At 65.9% G+C, this 15295-nt stretch carries 15 protein-coding genes; 9 read left to right on the plus strand and 6 right to left on the minus strand.

The window, feature by feature from the left end; all coding sequences use genetic code 11:
• Position 1: 1 nt before the first annotated feature.
• The 3 genes from recR to WAX14_RS22920 all read left to right on the plus strand — a co-directional run bounded on the left by recR (position 2) and on the right by WAX14_RS22920 (position 2781).
• Positions 2-610, plus strand: coding sequence for a recombination mediator RecR (gene recR, locus WAX14_RS22910; RefSeq protein WP_422630336.1), 609 nt, complete (start codon positions 2-4; stop codon positions 608-610).
• A gap of 47 nt (positions 611-657) precedes the next feature.
• Positions 658-1212, plus strand: a complete 555-nt coding sequence (locus WAX14_RS22915) for a TetR family transcriptional regulator (RefSeq protein ID WP_422630351.1) — start codon at positions 658-660, stop codon at positions 1210-1212.
• A gap of 87 nt (positions 1213-1299) precedes the next feature.
• The gene (locus WAX14_RS22920) at positions 1300-2781 is read left to right on the plus strand and encodes an MFS transporter (RefSeq protein ID WP_422630337.1); all 1482 of its coding nucleotides are present in this window, start codon (positions 1300-1302) and stop codon (positions 2779-2781) included.
• Positions 2782-2806: 25 nt separating this feature from the next.
• On the opposite strand, the gene WAX14_RS22925 is transcribed toward WAX14_RS22920, so the two are convergent.
• Positions 2807-3778, minus strand: coding sequence for an oxygenase MpaB family protein (locus WAX14_RS22925; protein WP_422630338.1), 972 nt, complete (start codon positions 3776-3778; stop codon positions 2807-2809).
• Between the two features lie 4 nt (positions 3779-3782).
• Positions 3783-5291, minus strand: a complete 1509-nt coding sequence (locus WAX14_RS22930) for an aldehyde dehydrogenase family protein (RefSeq protein WP_422630339.1) — start codon at positions 5289-5291, stop codon at positions 3783-3785.
• Between the two features lie 483 nt (positions 5292-5774).
• Here WAX14_RS22930 and WAX14_RS22935 point away from each other — a divergent pair, with 483 nt between their 5' ends.
• Positions 5775-6626 carry an oxygenase MpaB family protein gene (locus WAX14_RS22935; protein ID WP_422630340.1) on the plus strand — a complete coding sequence of 284 codons (852 nt, stop codon included), beginning with the start codon at positions 5775-5777 and terminating at the stop codon, positions 6624-6626.
• 62 nt (positions 6627-6688) lie between these two features.
• On the opposite strand, the gene WAX14_RS22940 is transcribed toward WAX14_RS22935, so the two are convergent.
• Both WAX14_RS22940 and WAX14_RS22945 read right to left on the minus strand, forming a co-directional pair.
• Entirely contained in the window at positions 6689-7186 is a 498-nt protein-coding gene (locus WAX14_RS22940; protein ID WP_422630341.1) for a DUF4334 domain-containing protein, read from the minus strand.
• Positions 7183-8493, minus strand: a complete 1311-nt coding sequence (locus WAX14_RS22945; RefSeq protein WP_422630342.1) for a TetR/AcrR family transcriptional regulator — start codon at positions 8491-8493, stop codon at positions 7183-7185. The genes WAX14_RS22940 and WAX14_RS22945 overlap by 4 nt, the downstream gene beginning before the upstream one ends.
• A 221-nt stretch (positions 8494-8714) precedes the next feature.
• Here WAX14_RS22945 and WAX14_RS22950 point away from each other — a divergent pair, with 221 nt between their 5' ends.
• The 5 genes from WAX14_RS22950 to WAX14_RS22970 all read left to right on the plus strand — a co-directional run bounded on the left by WAX14_RS22950 (position 8715) and on the right by WAX14_RS22970 (position 14138).
• Positions 8715-9698, plus strand: a complete 984-nt coding sequence (locus tag WAX14_RS22950; protein ID WP_422630343.1) for an NAD(P)H-dependent flavin oxidoreductase — start codon at positions 8715-8717, stop codon at positions 9696-9698.
• Positions 9695-10480, plus strand: coding sequence for an enoyl-CoA hydratase (locus tag WAX14_RS22955; protein ID WP_422630344.1), 786 nt, complete (start codon positions 9695-9697; stop codon positions 10478-10480). The genes WAX14_RS22950 and WAX14_RS22955 overlap by 4 nt, the downstream gene beginning before the upstream one ends.
• Positions 10481-10734: 254 nt before the next feature.
• Positions 10735-12318 (plus strand): fatty-acid--CoA ligase FadD5, encoded by a 1584-nt coding sequence (gene fadD5 / locus WAX14_RS22960; RefSeq protein ID WP_422630345.1) that lies wholly within the window; start codon positions 10735-10737, stop codon positions 12316-12318.
• Between the two features lie 173 nt (positions 12319-12491).
• Positions 12492-13058: a hypothetical protein gene (locus tag WAX14_RS22965; protein ID WP_422630346.1), complete on the plus strand. Its 567-nt coding sequence runs from the start codon at positions 12492-12494 to the stop codon at positions 13056-13058.
• Positions 13059-13298: 240 nt separating this feature from the next.
• Entirely contained in the window at positions 13299-14138 is an 840-nt protein-coding gene (locus tag WAX14_RS22970) for an alpha/beta fold hydrolase (RefSeq protein WP_422630347.1), read from the plus strand.
• 9 nt (positions 14139-14147) lie between these two features.
• Here WAX14_RS22970 and WAX14_RS22975 read toward each other — a convergent pair whose 3' ends face one another.
• Complete coding sequence (locus WAX14_RS22975; protein WP_422630348.1) at positions 14148-14861, minus strand: type 1 glutamine amidotransferase; 714 nt, start codon at positions 14859-14861, stop codon at positions 14148-14150.
• Positions 14854-15295, minus strand: a 442-nt coding sequence (locus WAX14_RS22980) for a DUF1727 domain-containing protein (protein ID WP_422630349.1), incomplete at its 5' end; no start/stop codon positions are given. The genes WAX14_RS22980 and WAX14_RS22975, both read right to left, overlap by 8 nt.

Raw genomic sequence — 15295 nt, forward strand, 5'->3', positions numbered from 1 at the left:
CGTGTACGAGGGACCGGTCCAGGATCTGATCGACGAACTCGGCAAGTTGCCGGGTGTCGGACCGAAGAGCGCTCAACGCATCGCGTTCCACTTGTTGTCGGTGGAGCCGCCGGAGATCGACCGACTGCAGGCGGCGTTGCAGAAGGTCCGGGACGGCGTTCGCTTCTGCGAGGTATGCGGAACGGTGTCGGATCACGAACGTTGCCGGATCTGCGCGGATCCGCGGCGCGACCGCACCCAGATCTGTGTGGTCGAGGAACCGAAGGACGTGCAGGCCATCGAACGCACCCGGGAGTTCCGGGGTCGGTATCACGTGCTCGGTGGTGCGCTGGATCCACTCAACGGTGTCGGTCCGGATCAGTTGCGTATCCGGGAGTTGTTGACGCGCATCGGCAACCAGGAGGACGGGGTAGACGTCGCCGAGGTGATCATCGCGACGGATCCGAACACCGAGGGGGAAGCCACCGCGACGTATCTGGTGCGGATGCTGCGCGACTTCCCCGGGTTGGCCGTCACCCGGCTCGCGTCGGGTCTGCCGATGGGCGGCGACCTCGAATTCGCCGACGAACTGACGCTCGGCCGCGCGTTGTCCGGACGGCGGGCGCTGTAGTCGTGTCGGGTCGTGGGGAGACGGCAGCCGGGCAGGCGGCACCGGGAATGCCGGAGCGCCGCCGTCGGACGGCCGAGGAGACCCGGAAGCTGATCGTCGATGCGGCCGGTGTCGCGTTCGCGACCCGGCCGTACCGCGAGATCACCTTGAAGGATATTGCCGAGGATGCCGGGGTCAGTGCGTCGCTCATCATCAAGTATTTCGGTTCCAAGGAACTGCTTTTCGAGGAACTGATCGACTTTCACAGCGCCGCCGAAACGCTGTTCCACGGGCCGGTCGAACAACTCGGCGAGCGCATGGTCTCGCTGTTCGCGCGACCCAGCGATCCGTATCGGCCACTGTCGATGAACATCTTGTTCATGAGCGGGACCAGCGAGGAGAGCAGCCGTACGCTGCGGGAGAACTACTCGACGCAGATGATCGACGCGCTCGCTGCGCGGTTGCCGGGTCCGGACGCGCGACTGCGGGCCGAACTGGCGCTGTCGATGGTGATGGGGATGTCGGTGATGCGGCGGCGGATGATGCGGGAGCTCGCGACCGGGACGGTCGAGGATGTGCTCCCGCTGTACGCGCCGCTGGTGCAGAAGCTCCTCGATGGCTGAGTGACCCGGCTCTCACGCCTTGTGAGGTAAATGGACGTTCACCTACAGTGGTGAACGACCATTTACTACGCGAAAGGGGCCTTGCTGATGACTCAGGCATCGGTTCTCCCCTTGCGTATCCGCTTCTCGCGCACGAACCGGCTGTCGTCACCGGCGGTGCCACGTTCCGAGCAGGCCGACCGTCGCGACGGCCCGTCACGGTTCGTTTTTCCGATCCTGGCGGTCGGCGCGGTCTTCCAGGCGATCATGCAGACAGTGATGGTTCCGCTGTTGCCGAGCATGCCGGGGTTCACCGGAGCCGGACCAGCGGCCGTGTCCTGGCTGCTGACCGCCACCCTGCTGGTCGGGGCCATCATGACCCCGATCTTCGGGCGACTCGCAGACATGATCGGCAAGAAGCGCATGTTGGTCACGGCGTTCGCCCTCATGACCACCGGGTCGTTGATCTGCGCGCTGACCTCGGATATCGGCCTGCTGATCTTCGCTCGTGGCCTGCAGGGGGCAGGCGCGGCGGTGCTGCCCATCGGCATGTCGATCCTTCGGGACGAACTACCCCGTGAGCGCGTCGACCGCGCCGTCGCGGTGCTCAGTGCCACCCTCGGTATCGGCACCGCCGTGGGCATCCCGTTCGCCGCGACGATCGTCGAGTTCGCCGATTGGCACGCGCTGTTCTGGGTCACCACCGTGATCGGCGCCGGGGTGCTCGCCGCGGCCATGATTTTCATCCGCGAATCGCGTACCCGCACCGGCGGCCGTTTCGACGCCGTCGGTGCGGTCGGGCTCACCGGAGCGCTGGTGTGCCTGCTCGTCCCCATCACTCAGGGCGGCATCTGGGGGTGGACGAGTCCGGCGGTCCTGACGATGTTCGCGACCGCGGTCGTGCTGTTCGTGCTGTGGGGTGTCCAGCAAATGGGCAATGCCAACCCCCTCGTCGATCTGAGGGTGTCGGCGCGGCGCGCGGTTCTGGCCCCGCATCTGGTGGCGCTGCTTGTCGGCTTCGCGTTCTACGGCAACACCCTCATCACCACCCAGTTGCTGCAGGCCTCACCCGACAACGGCGCTGGTTACGGGTTCTCGATCCTGCAGGCGGCGCTGTGTCAGTTGCCTGCCAGCTTCGCGATGATGATCTTCGCACTCGTCGCCGCCCGGGTGGCGGACCGGTTCGGCGCTCGGACCGCGATGTTCACCGGTGCACTGTTCCTCATCGTCGGCTACGCCGTCCATGCCGTTCCGGACAAGCCAGTCTGGTCGGTCGTTGCCGCCGTGTTCATCGCAGCCATCGGTACCACGTTCGTCTACTGCACGCTGCCGCTGCTGATTCTCGGCGCTGTCCCGGCATCGCAGAACGCCGCCGCCAACGGGGTGAACGTGCTGCTCCGTACCGTCGGCAGTACCGTGTGCAGCGCGGTCGTCGCCTCGATCCTGGCCGCCTCCACACTCACCGGCGGAGTCTCGGCAGCCGGATTCAGCCTCGCCTACCTGATGTGCGGGGCATGCGCCGTGATCGTGTTCGGCGCGGCGTTCGCCCTCCCTACCCGGGCACTGGCGCGCCGCGCCGAACCGATCTGATCATCCGCGGCCGATCAGGCGGGCATCACCGGTGCTCGACGCCGAGATCTCGTGGCCGGTAGCCGACCGGGTATCCGGGGTAGGTGCGGTTCTGCGGATTCTTCGCCGACACCGACTCCCGGCGCTTGGGTAGCAGTCGGACCAGTGCCGACCGGGCGCGCAGTGCGGATTCGGCGATCGTCCGCGACCGCGGAGAGCCCTGCCGGAAACCGAATGCCGCGGCCATCTGCTCGTCGATCAGTGCGTAGACCGCCGACGAGACGACCGGCCGCAGCGCCGACGGGTACCACGATTCGAACAGACGCAGCGTGTACGTGCCGATCCGGTGGTTGGCGTCGCTGTAGACGAACTTTGTCCGCTCGTACTCGGTCTTGAACCGGTGGAACTCCTGGAACGACTCGGGAATGTCCTTGATTCCCATTCGGATACCGACCTGGCGGTAGAAGTGGAACGACGCGAGCCGCTCGTTCGGATGCAGGCGCCGCCAGCCGTACCGGTCGATCCAATCCAGCGGGTCGTAGACGAATGTCGACAGGACGTACAGCATGTCGTCGTTGTCGATCGTATACATGCCGTGCATCCGGTTGATGTTGCGCAGCGACTCGCGACCTCGTTCGGCGTCGTAACCGTGCTCGACGAGTTCGGCCATGAGCAGCGAGGTATCGTCGTATCGCTTCTGCGGTCGATTCTCGAATTCTCCGGTGCGGTCCAGCAATTCGGAAATGGATGGCACGCAGTAGGTGCGGAACAACGCGAACTCGAGCGACCGCTGGTAGTCCCACGGAAATTCGTATCCCGCGGTGATCCGCAGGATGTCCTGATGGTGGGTGACGGGGTCGAGGTCCTCGATCACCGTCAGCCACCCGGTGCGTCCCCGCCGCGGGTGCGGATCCCGATTCGGCGGCGGAAACGTGCCGGCCTTCTCGATCCGGGCCTCGGGGGCTGCCGCGACCGCCGGCTTGCGGGTACGTCGTGTGGAGGGGCGCGTCGATGTCATGGGATCACCGCCCGTGCATGATCTTCAGTACCGCGGCGGCAATCTTCATGTCCCGTGCGGAGCGTTCCAGCGTCAGTAGGTTCAGCGGTGCCGTGAACTTCTCCACCGTGACGGCTTTGGGGCGGCTGAACTCGCGCAGACCGTCCGCGCCGTGGATGCGGCCGAAGCCGGATTCGCCGATGCCGCCGAACGGCAACGACGGAATGCCCGCGAACCCGAGCACCGAATTCACCGAAACCATGCCGTTGTTCAGTCGAGAGGCAAGGGCACGGCCGAGGGACTTGTTCTTGGTGAAGATCGATGCGCCGAGTCCGTAGCTGGTTCCGTTGGCCCGTTCCACGGCCTCGTCGAGGTCGCGCACCTTGTTGACGACGACGGTCGGGCCGAATGTCTCCTCGCACATCGCGCTCGACGTCTCCGGCACATCGGTGAGGATCACCGGCTCGACGAAGCGATCCCGAACAGACTCGAGGCCGCCGACCACCGCGGCGCCGCCCTTGTCGAGCGCATTCTCGATGTGGCTGCGGACGATGTCGATCTGCCGGGGCAGGGTCATCGGGCCGTAGGTGGAATCGTCGGTGCTGCCCGGGATTACACGTGTGGCAGTCTCGGTGAGCTTGTCGAGGAACTGCTGATACACCGATTCGACGACGTAGATCCGTTCGACGCCCGCGCAGGTCTGGCCGGCATTGCCGAATGCCCCGAACGCGGCGAACTGCACGGCCTTGTCGAGGTCGGCGTCCGCGGCGACGATCATCGCGTCCTTGCCGCCGCACTCGGCGACGAGGGGAGTCAGGGATTCGGCGCACACCGCCATGACCTTGCGCGCGGTCGGACCGGAGCCGGTGAATGCGATCTTGTCGACGCCGGAGCGGGCGAGTGCCGCTCCCGTCTCACCGAGGCCGGTGATCACTTGGAGAACCGGTTGGGTGGGCGCGATCGAGTTCCACGTCGTCTCGAGCCACGTGCCGACGCCCGGCGTGAGTTCACTGGGCTTGAACACGACGGCGTTACCGGCCGCGAGGGCGTACGAGATCGAACCCATCGGCGTGTACACCGGATAGTTCCACGGGCCGATGACACCGATGACGCCGAGGGCCTTGTATTCGAGGGTCGCTGCCTGGTTCATGCTCGCGAGCCCGGACGGCACGTTCCGGGCCCGAAGGACCTTCTTCGCGTTCTTCGCGGCCCAGTCGAGATGCTCGACGGTGAGCATCACCTCGAGAAATGCGTCGCCGTGCGGTTTTCCGGTTTCGGCGGAGATGACGGACGCGAGCGAATCGGCGTCGACGGCGATGGCCTTCTTGAATTCGAGCAGCCAGTCGCGGCGACCGCGGAAACCCTGCGCGTCCCACCAGCGGGCGGCCGTACCGGCGCGCTCGACAGCCTCGGCGACGTCGGCGGTGGTGGCGATCGGGTATTCGGCCAGCACAGTGCCGTTGCGTGGGTCGAGGCTGGCGAACGTGGTGGCTGATTCGTTTACCGTCTCGCCGGGGGTGAGTTCCTGGGTCATTGACGCCGCTTCCTTGGCTGATCGAATCACACACCTTTGATGTGATTCCCGATGATGTGTTTCACACTAGGCCGCGTGTGCCACGTCGACAAGCCCTGGCCGACATGCATGGTCGTCGTCGCCGCCCGAAGTCCGGTAGGACGACGAAATGACTACCGGTCAAGGCGTATTCGCCTGTTTCGAGCCAGTATCAATTAGTCGAGGCAAGGAGGCGGAATGGCGATGGTCGTGCCGGTCGTGTGATGCCCCCGGGCTGGATGGCGGTGGCATCGTCGTGCGATCCGGATCGCTGAACCGATCTCGATCATGTTCCGTTCCAGACGATTCCGATTCCATATCGACGGACTGGGAGACTGCGATCGGGACGGGATTCGGGGGCGTGTCCACGCTACCGTGCGACCTCTTGCGTAATCTGCACACACCCGTGCACAATATTGTGGAGCAGTGGTGCGCAGGTAAGTTCACCGAGAAGGGGACGAGCATATGAGTATCCGTACCGACGAGTGGGTCGACGAACCCGCGCCGCGCGCGATGGCACTGCCGTCGATCGCGCCGGGATCACCGAACCTCGAAGACTTCGTCGGCGAATCCATGCTGCTCCTCGGCGCCGGCGCCACTGTGCTGCTACAACTCGCCGAACCCGGTGTGGGGCACGGTGTTGCCGACCACAGCACCACCTTGCAGCGGCCTCTCGACCGACTGCGCACCACAATGACATATGTCTACGCCGTCACTCTCGGAACCGAAGACGAGAAGAAGGCGATCGTACGTCTGGTGAACAAGGCACACGTGCCCGTCCGGTCGGAGTCCTACAACGCATTCGATCCCGAACTGCAACTGTGGGTAGCCGCGACGCTGTACCGCAACGGCCTCGACATGTACGAGCGATTCTTCGGGAATCTGCCCGACGCCGACGCCGACCGCATCTACCGCCAATCCGCCGTCTACGGCACTGCCCTGCAGGTCAGGGACGATATGTGGCCCGCGACCCGAGCGGAGTTCGACACCTACTGGGACGAGAAGATCGCGACCCTCGAGGTCGGTGACAAGGTTCGTGCCTACACCCGCGACCTGCTCAGCGGAACCGATGCGCCGCTACCCGTGCGCATCGCGATGCCGCTTCAGCGCTTCGTCACGATCGGTCTTCTGCCGCAGCGCATGCGGGACGAGTTCGCGCTCCCGTGGAGTCCACGCGACCAGCGCCGCTTCGATCGGATCATGGCTACGATCGGTGCGGTCTACGTGAAGGTTCCCCGACCGATACGGCAACTCTCCGCGACCTACTATCTGCGGAACATGCGTCGCCGCTTCGCCTCCCACAGGCACATCATCTGACAACGACTCGAGGTACACGAGTCGGACAGCCGCGCGGTGCGGGCAGCGCGCGGCTGTCGTTCTCATCTGGTGCTGTCGCCGGGCTCGAGTGCGACGTCGCGTTCGAGGCCGAACCAGTAGTGCTCGCCGCCGTCGAAGACCAGTCGACCCTTGCCGTTCATCACGCCGATCAGCGTGTCATCGTCCACCTTCTTGAAGTGGTCCAGGATTGGCATGCCGTCGTACACCATGGTCGCGGTGAGCTCGCCGCGGAACCGCACCTCCCACAGCGAAGCTCCGCCACGGCCGGTGGCATTGTCGGAGAAGAGATTTCCGTCCTCGTCGTAGCACAGCAGCGGCTGAGCATCGTCCGTGCTTGCGAACGACTTGCCGTACCAGCGCGCCGTGCTCAGCATGCCGTGTGTGTGGTGTCCGGTATCGAAACTGAATCCGCGCCACCGGTATCCGACAAGATCGGCGATCGCGGCCGGCTCGAGCCGGTCCCACACCGAGTCGAGTTCCCGCGGATCGATACGATCCGTGCGGGCCCGCAGGGCAGCGACATCGTCCTGCACCGTCATCCTTGCTCCTTCACTGTTCGGGTGCGGCCCGTGTGGCCGTCGCGCTGCGTTTCGTTGCCGAGCAGGACGGCCCGCATCAGTTGCCGGACCCGGCGCTGATTCGACGGTACCGGGTCGAACCGCACGAGTCGGCCGGTGTCGAGGACGAGGTTCAGTGCCGCGTGGACGAGGAATCGGCATTCGACTGCGGTGAGACCTGGTCGCAGTTCGCTCACCAGGCGCGCCCACTCGTCGACATTGAGTCGCTGCACGTTGCGCAGGTCGGTTCGGTGCGACGCCGGCAGATTCCCGATCTCGGCGAAGTACACCGACATCAGCTCGTTCTGCTCGAACGCCAGGCGCACGTACACCTCGGTGAGCGCGTCGATCCCTTCGAGCGGCGTCGTGGACTCGGCGAGTGCCGAACCGACGGCGACGGCCAGCCGGTCGCCCGCCCGATGGAAGGCAGCGGCGAGCAGGTCGGATTTGCTGGCGAAGTGCCGGTACACGCCGGAGGCGTTGATGCCCGCGGCCGTGCCGATCTGTTCGATGCTCACCTCGTGGTAGCCGTGTGCGTCGAACAGGAGTACCGCCTCGTGCAACAGGACCTCGCGACGGTTGGCGACTGCGAGTCCCCGAGCGCGCGCCGGGTCGTGGGCCTGCGGTTCGTCGGGTGGCAGCTCCGTGCCGACGACGGCGTGGCAGGCGCCGAGCAGCAGCTGTTCGAGTCGTCGGCTTGCGAGCGGGGCTCGGTGTGCGGTGATGGAGCCGATGACGCTGAGCACCGCGTTGCTGAGCAGGACATAGTCGGCCCCGGCCAGGCCGGGCCGGACGCGAGCAATCGTCTCCCCGATACGAAGGTTGATGCCGGTGATCATGGAGCCGGTGGCGGCGCGGTCCTCGCGCGTGAGGTAACGCCGATCCCAGCGGTACAGGCCGCCGGTGCGACGGTTCTCGATCGACGTGCGGATCGTCGCGAGCAGTTGCCGGTCGAGTTCGGCCTCCGGCGGAAGTCCGGTGGCGTCGGAGCCCGGTTCGGGCTTGGCCACGGCGGCCTGCAGGGCTTCGGTCAGGGCTGTGACCGCGTGCAGGAACAACGCGTACTTGTTGGGGAAGTGTCGATAGAGCGCGGGACCGGATATGCCGACAGCCGAGGCGATCTCGTCGACGCTCACGCCGTGATATCCGCGTTCGCTGAACGCCTCGGCCGCTACCGTGGCGATCTGCGCCTTCCGGTTCTTGGGCCGCCGACGGGGTGCGGGCCGGTCCGGATCGTCGGCTCCGCGGGTGCGGTTCGGGCGACTCTCGACCTGCGCCTGTTCGGCCACAAGGCCTCCTTGCGTTCGGTATATGTGCTTCTAAGGTAACAATCCTACTGCACCCCTCTTGAGAGAAGGAAGTGGCCGATCTTCGAGAAAACTGCAGTACACAACGTATTGACAATGCGTGATGTGGACAGCAAAGTTAATGTCGATTCTCAAAATTGTGACCGGGGCGGAAGATTCGTAGCTGCCCTGTCGACGGCACTGCGCGGATCCAGGGAGGACCTGTGAGAACCCGATTTACCGAGGTGTTCGGCGTCGAGCATCCGATCGTTCAGGGCGGCATGATGTGGGTCGGCCGTGCCGAGCTCGTCGCAGCGGTGGCGAATGCGGGAGCGCTCGGCTTCATCACCGCACTCACACAGCCCACGCCCGAGGACCTGGTGCGCGAGATCGCCCGGACCCGGGAACTCACCGACAAGCCGTTCGGTGTGAATCTGACGATCCTGCCGTCGATCACGCCGCCGCCATACGCCGAATACCGGCAGGCCATCATCGAGTCCGGCATCAAGATTGTGGAGACCGCCGGTTCCAACCCGGTGGACCACCTGCCGTTCTTCAAGGACACCGGCATCAAGGTGATCCACAAGTGCACCAGCGTACGTCACGCGCTCAAGGCCGAACGGGTGGGCGTCGACGCGGTGAGTATCGACGGCTTCGAATGTGCCGGGCACCCCGGCGAAGACGACGTGCCAGGACTGGTGCTCATTCCCGCGGCGACGCGGCAGCTGCGGATCCCGGTGGTCGCGTCGGGCGGCATCGCCGACGCCCGTGGCCTCGTCGCGGCACTCGCACTCGGTGCCGACGGTGTCAACATGGGCACCCGGTTCATGTGTACCGTCGAGTCTCCCGTCGCGCACGCGGTCAAGGAACAGATCGTCGCGAACAGTGAACTCGACACGAAGCTGATCTTCCGAACACTGCACAACACCGCCCGGGTCGCGGCCAACGCGGTCAGTGCCGAGGTGGTCGAGATCGAGTCCCGTGGAGCTGAGTTCGAGGATATTCAGCACCTGGTCGCCGGTGCCCGCGGCCGCAAGGTCTTCGAGGACGGTGATATCGATGCCGGGATCTGGACCGCTGGACAGTGCCAGGGCCTGATCGACGACATCCCCACCGTGGCCGAACTCGTCGAGCGGATGGTCGCAGAAGCGGAATCGATCATCGCCGGGCGCCTCACGAGCTTCCTCGACGCGGCGGTGAAGGCATGACCGGCGGCGTGGCGGCAGTGCGGGGCCTGCGGTCCGAGTTGGTCGACGGCGTGCTGTGGCTGACGATCAACCGGCCCGAGCGGATGAACGCGGTCGACCTCACGACGACGCGTGCACTGCGGGAGGCCGTCGATTCGGCGGGCGAGAATCCGGATGTCCGTACCGTGGTCATCACGGGGGAGGGTGCGGCATTCTGTACAGGTGCCGATCTGGCTGCGGGAGCGGAGAATCCGATCGATCCGTCGGTGACGATGGACACCGCGAACGCGCTGATCCGATCGATCGCGGCCGTGCCGGTACCGGTCGTCGCGGCGGTCAACGGGCCGGCCGCCGGGTTCGGGGTGTCCATCGCGATCGCAGCGGACTTCACCTACGCGGCCGAAAGTGCGTATTTTCTCCTGTCTTTCGTGAACGTCGGACTGATGGCCGACGGTGGGTCGAGCCTGCTCGTCCCTGCTGCGATCGGGCGTGCCAGGGCGGCCGAGATGGCGTTGCTGGGGGACCGGGTCTCGGCCGCAGACGCAGATCGGTTCGGACTCGTCGCGAAGACACTGCCGGACGATCTGCTGCTCGATCACGTTCGGACGGTCGCGGCACGGACCGCTGCGGGCCCGCGGCGTGCCCTCGCACTGACCAAGCACGCGCTCAACGCGTCGACGCTGAGGGTGTTGGACGAGACGTTGGACCGCGAGAAGGCGGGCCAGACCGAGTTGTTGACGTCGGCGGACTTCTTCGAGGGTGCCACCGCGATGTTACAGAAACGTCCCCCGCTGTTTTCCTGACCCACGACATACTTTTCCTCCCGGGTCCGCTACGTACCCGAGGTGTGCAGTTCGGAGTTCAATGCTCTGGCCAGCAGTTTATGGAGACACTCGGGTGCGCGTCGGCGTTGCCTCGTGTGTCTTTTAGATATAGACACACTGAGAATCTGCGTTAACAAGAACCTGGCGCATACCCCACGGCGCCTGTAATCTGAATCACAATACAACGGTGCCGAACCCGCCGGTTCGCCCCCAACTCCCGAGAGGAACAGTCGATGACCGCTACCTCCGCACGCTCGGAGGCCCTGCGCTTCCGCGGAAACAACTGGAACAACCAGGTTGCCCGGCACGCCCTGATGATCCCGGAGCGCACCGCGCTGCGATTCCAGGGTGAATCGATCACCTGGTCGCGCCTCGACGAGCGAGTGAACAAACTCGCCGACGCGCTGTCGCGGCACGGCGTCGGCTTCGGGGACCGCGTCATCATCCTGATGCTCAACCGCCCCGAGTACCTCGAAACCGTGCTCGCCGCCAACGCGCTCGGCGCGATCGCCGTTCCGGTCAACTTCCGGCTCACACCGCCCGAGGTCGCATTCCTCATCGCGGACTCCGGTTCCAAGGTCATCGTCGTGGAAGCCCCGCTCGTGCCCCTCGCGGACGCCGCGCGTGCGCAGTCCGAGGGCCTGGATCTGGTGGTCACCGTCGGTGCGGATCCGCAGGGCGAGGCGGTCGCCTACGAGGACCTCATCTCGGCAGAGGGGGAAGCGCATGCGCCCCTGGACATCCCGAACGACACGCCCGCGCTGATCATGTACACATCGGGCACCACCGGTCGGCCGAAGGGCGCTGTGCTGACGCACTCGAACATGGAGTCGCAGTCGCTCACCTGCATTCGCGCGTTCCACCTGTTCGGTGACGACAACATCGGCTTCTGTGCATCCCCGATGTTCCACATCGCCGCGCTCGGCTCGATGGCTCCGAGCCTGATGCTCGGCCAGACAACCGTCATCTACCCGGTCGGTGCATTCGACCCGAACACCCTGCTCGATGTGCTCGAAGTCGAGCGTGTGACGAGCCTGTTCCTCGTGCCCGTTCAGTGGCAGGCGATGTGTGCCGCACAGCAGGCGAACCCGCGGAAGCTCGCGCTGCGGAGCATCTCCTGGGGCGCGGCACCGAGCTCGGACACGATTCTGCGGGCTATGGCCGAGACCTTCCCGGATGCCTCGAACGTCGCGGTATTCGGACAGACCGAGATGTCACCTATCACGTGTGTTCTCAACGGCGAGGACGCGATTCGCAAGCTCGGTTCCGTCGGGCAGGTCATTCCCACGGTCCAGGCTCGCATCGTCGACGACGAGATGAACGACGTCGCACCCGGTGAGGTCGGCGAGATCGTATACCGCGGACCGACCATGATGCGCGAGTATTGGAACAACGCGGCCTCGACCGCGGATGCGTTCGCCGGCGGCTGGTTCCACTCCGGCGACCTCGTGCGCGTCGACGACGAAGGCTTCGTGTACGTCGTCGACCGCAAGAAGGACATGATCATCTCCGGCGGAGAGAATATCTACTGCGCCGAAGTCGAGAACATCCTGTACGGGCACGACAAGGTTGTCGAGGCCGCGGTCATCGGCCGCCCCGACGCCAAATGGGGCGAGGTTCCGGTCGCGGTCCTCGCACTGACCCCCGGCGTCGACGATCTCACGATCGAGGAACTGCAGCCCTACCTCGACGACAACCTGGCGCGCTACAAGCACCCGAAGGAAGTTGTAGTCGTGGCGGCGCTGCCGCGCAACGCGAGCGGCAAGGTCGTCAAGCACGAACTGCGCGGGGGGTTCTCGGCCGTCGTTCAGGGCTGACGGTCGAGAGGAGGGGCACACGGTTCGGGGGAAACGTGTGCCCCTCGTGGGGGATGGTGGAACGCGACCCGGGATGCCGGGCCCGGCCCGGATACGACGCTCGTTCGGTCGCCGGGCCCACCGGTGTCGTGGTTCAACGAACGGCGGGAACCGCTGGAAGGAATGCACAACTGATGGCAACGACGGATACCGTGGACGACAAGGCGGGCAACAGCCCCGCGCAAGCCGTTCCTTCCGAAGCGATCGCGTGTCGCGAGCAGTCCGGTCCGGGGGTGTCCCGGCGGTGGATCGTTCGAGGGTCGATTCTCGTGCTCGCGGTCGCTACCGTTGCATTCGGGGTCCTGTGGTGGCGCGGCGAGGCCGCGGACCGGTTGCGTGCCGAAGCGCTCGACAGTGCCCGCGAATACGCGATTACACTGGGCGCCTACGACTTCCAGAGTTTCGATGCCTCGCTCGCCGCGGTCACCGAGATCTCCACCGAGGAGTTCGCTGCGAAGTACAACTCGGTTGCCGGTGAACTCCGTTCGCTCGTCGAGAACGGGCAGGGCAGTTCGGTTGCGCGGGCCGATCACGCCGCCGTCGAAACCGTCGACGGCGAGCGCGCGACGGTGCTGGTGTTCCTCGACCAGGATGTGAAGAATGTGGCTGTGCCGGACGGCCGCACCGACGCGACACGGTTCCTGATCACTCTCGAACGTAACGGCGACCGATGGCTGTTGGCCGGTGCCGACGCGAAGTGACAAGCGCGAGGCAGTGACAGTGCGATGTCGCGACTCGGGACTTCGAGGCTGCCGTCGGGCGGTTCGGCACGAAATTTTTCCCTTGCGCTCGCGATTGTGACGCGCGTAACATCGGTGGTGCGAATCGAGCAGACGTCCGAGGACGACAGAGGCTCGTGAAGCAGAGATCCGGCCCGAGGTCCGCGTACGGCGAACTCTCGGGCCGAACCCCTGTTCGGGGCGGATCGATGGAGGGGGCCGATGTCGGCGCGCATCGAAACGATCGACCGCGCGGGACTGACCTTCGACGTTCGAGACGAAGGTCCGCCCGACGGTGAGCCGGTGCTGCTGTTGCACGGATTCCCACAGGATTCGCGTTCGTGGAACGACGTGGCATCGCTGCTGCACGCGCGTGGCTATCGAACGATCACGCCTGATCAGCGCGGCTGTTCGCCGGGCGCGCGTCCCCACAGGCGCCGCGACTACCGGCAATCCGAACTCGTCGCGGATGTGGCAGCACTCATCGACCGCGTGGGACGCCCGGTGCACGTGGTCGGGCACGACTGGGGCGCCGTCGTCGCGTGGGGCACCGCCGCACGCCACCCCGAGTTGGTGCGATCACTCACCGCCGTGTCGGTGCCGCATCCGGCGGCCTTCGTCAGGGCACTCGGTACGAGCCGGCAACTCTTCCGATCCTGGTACATGGTGTTCTTCCAGCTGCCGTGGCTGCCCGAGAAGGTGCTCTCCGGCACGAACCGGACGTACCGGATACTGCGGCGCAGCGGCCAACCGCCCGCGGCCGCGGCCCGTGATGCCGCACGACTGGCCGACCGCGACGCGGCCCGTGGCGGCCTGAACTGGTACCGGGCGCTGCCGATGTCCGATCCGCGCGATGTCACCGGCCGGGTATCGGTGCCGACGCTGATGGTGTGGAGCGACAGCGACTTCGCGCTCGACCGGGCCGGTCCCGCAACGAGTGGTCGCTGGGTGACGGGGCCGTTCCGGTTCGAAACGCTCCACGGCGTGAGCCACTGGATCCCGGACGAGGCACCCGAAGCGCTTGCCGAACTCGTCGTCGAGCACGTCGGCGGCCGGGTCTGACCGATCCGGTCAGTTCGTCCGCAGACGCTCTCGACGCAGCCGATCGACCTCCGGCAGATCCAGCGGTTCGAGTGTGTCGATGCGAAGTGCCCGCGTCAGCAGCAGATCCGCCAGCTCCGGATTGCGTGCCAATACCGGACCGTGCAGATAGGTGCCGAACACCGAACCCTGCACGGCGCCTTCGAGGCCGTCGCCCACACCGTTGCCGACGCCGCGGGTCACCCGCCCCAGTCCTCGTGCCGATGAACCGAGAGTGGTTCCGCCCCGGTGATTCTCGAATCCGGTCAGAGGTTGCGTGAGACCGTCCACGACGGGAGATATCACGATTTCGCCGATCGCACGATTCTGCTGCGGCGACGTGGTCACATCCAGCATTCCGACACCGTCGACGCGTTCACCCGCCGACGTCTCGTACCAGTGACCGAGCACCTGGATGGCCGCGCAGATCGCCAGCACCGGCGCGCCGCGCTCGGCGGCCCGTTGCAGACCTGGATAGCGCAGCAGATGCCGCGTCGCGAGGCGCTGCGCGGAGTCCTCGGCACCGCCGAGCGTATACAAATCCATCGAATCCGGAACCGGATCGTCCAGCCCGATCGGGACGATCTCGGCGTCGTACCCGCGCATCCGCAGACGCTGACGCAACACGAGGGCGTTGCCGCCGTCCCCGTAGGTACCCATGACGTCGGGCAGAACCAACCCGATACGCACGGTCGACTCAGGCATGCGCGGACCCCTTCGCGAGTGCGGTGTTCAGATCGCGGAACGCGGTGTAGTTGGCGAGAACCTCCACTCGACCCGGAGGGCAGGATGCGATGGCGCGCAATGGGTCCGAGATCAGGGTGTGGTCGACACCCGCATAGGTGAGCCGGACTGCGAGGTCGGTTCCGCGTTCCCCGGACGCGACCACGTGAACACCGTCGAAGTGCTCGAACCGCACATCCCACAGCCACGACAGGTCCTCGCCGTCCGGAACCTGTCCGTTGACGGCGATGACCAGACCGTCGACAGTCGGATCGATCATCGACAGGGCCTCCTGCCAGCCCGCGGGATTCTTCGCCAGCAGCATGCGCACCGAGTGCGCGCCCACCTGCACCGTCGAGTACCGGCCCGCGACCTCGCCGATCGTCGACGCGGCAGCGACGGCCGCGGCCGGATCG

It is taken from the genome of Rhodococcus sp. (in: high G+C Gram-positive bacteria) (assembly GCF_049299235.1).
In the GTDB taxonomy this organism is placed as follows: Bacteria; Actinomycetota; Actinomycetes; order Mycobacteriales; family Mycobacteriaceae; genus Rhodococcus.

What these genes read in the sequence shown, in the direction of transcription:
- WAX14_RS22955 (WP_422630344.1), top strand. Translation starts at nt 9,695, where the DNA reads ATGACCGGCGGCGTGGCGGCAGTGCGGGGCCTGCGGTCCGAGTTGGTC.
- fadD5 (WP_422630345.1), top strand. Translation starts at nt 10,735, where the DNA reads ATGACCGCTACCTCCGCACGCTCGGAGGCCCTGCGCTTCCGCGGAAAC.
- WAX14_RS22925 (WP_422630338.1), bottom strand. Translation starts at nt 3,778, where the DNA reads ATGACATCGACGCGCCCCTCCACACGACGTACCCGCAAGCCGGCGGTC.
- WAX14_RS22935 (WP_422630340.1), top strand. Translation starts at nt 5,775, where the DNA reads ATGAGTATCCGTACCGACGAGTGGGTCGACGAACCCGCGCCGCGCGCG.
- WAX14_RS22940 (WP_422630341.1), bottom strand. Translation starts at nt 7,186, where the DNA reads ATGACGGTGCAGGACGATGTCGCTGCCCTGCGGGCCCGCACGGATCGT.
- WAX14_RS22975 (WP_422630348.1), bottom strand. Translation starts at nt 14,861, where the DNA reads ATGCCTGAGTCGACCGTGCGTATCGGGTTGGTTCTGCCCGACGTCATG.
- WAX14_RS22930 (WP_422630339.1), bottom strand. Translation starts at nt 5,291, where the DNA reads ATGACCCAGGAACTCACCCCCGGCGAGACGGTAAACGAATCAGCCACC.
- WAX14_RS22920 (WP_422630337.1), top strand. Translation starts at nt 1,300, where the DNA reads ATGACTCAGGCATCGGTTCTCCCCTTGCGTATCCGCTTCTCGCGCACG.
- WAX14_RS22915 (WP_422630351.1), top strand. Translation starts at nt 658, where the DNA reads ATGCCGGAGCGCCGCCGTCGGACGGCCGAGGAGACCCGGAAGCTGATC.
- WAX14_RS22965 (WP_422630346.1), top strand. Translation starts at nt 12,492, where the DNA reads ATGGCAACGACGGATACCGTGGACGACAAGGCGGGCAACAGCCCCGCG.
- WAX14_RS22970 (WP_422630347.1), top strand. Translation starts at nt 13,299, where the DNA reads ATGTCGGCGCGCATCGAAACGATCGACCGCGCGGGACTGACCTTCGAC.